This is a genomic window from Paenibacillus oleatilyticus, assembly GCF_018998565.1.
GTDB classification, from domain to species: domain Bacteria; phylum Bacillota; class Bacilli; order Paenibacillales; family NBRC-103111; genus Paenibacillus_G; species Paenibacillus_G oleatilyticus.
Window position 1 is genome coordinate 1 of record NZ_JAHNZO010000125.1, and the last position, 390, is coordinate 390.

Here is a 390-nt window from a genome sequence, read left to right on the forward strand (position 1 = left end):
GGGCTGGATCGCGTGGCAGGCGGCCCCCGCCGCACCCGCGGCGAAACCTCTCGTCATCGCACTCTCCCGCACCGGTTCTTGGCGTTCTCCGCAGTTCGGGCGTAAACCTCTGCTACAAGACTGACCTCTGCAACCGGTTTTTTCGGACTAGCTTTATGCAACCGCCGCAGCCACCGTGCGGCTAAGCCGGGGTCGTCCCGGCGATGGTCGCAAGGGAGGAGTGTTGCAATGACCGGAATCGTGATCCTGGGCGCGGCGCGCACCGCGATCGGCACCTTCGGGGGCAGCCTGGCGGGGATGCCGCCGATCGCGCTGGCCGCGCAGGTATCGCGCGCCGCGCTGGACCGGGCGGGGGTCGAGCCCGGCCGGGTGGGCCGTGTCGCCTTTGGC

The 390-nt window shown here is 70.0% G+C and carries 1 protein-coding gene; it reads left to right on the forward strand.

Annotated elements, in window-relative coordinates:
• Positions 1-228: 228 nt before the first annotated feature.
• Positions 229-390, forward strand: a 162-nt coding sequence (locus KQX66_RS37915) for a thiolase family protein (protein ID WP_498047228.1), incomplete at its 3' end; no start/stop codon positions are given.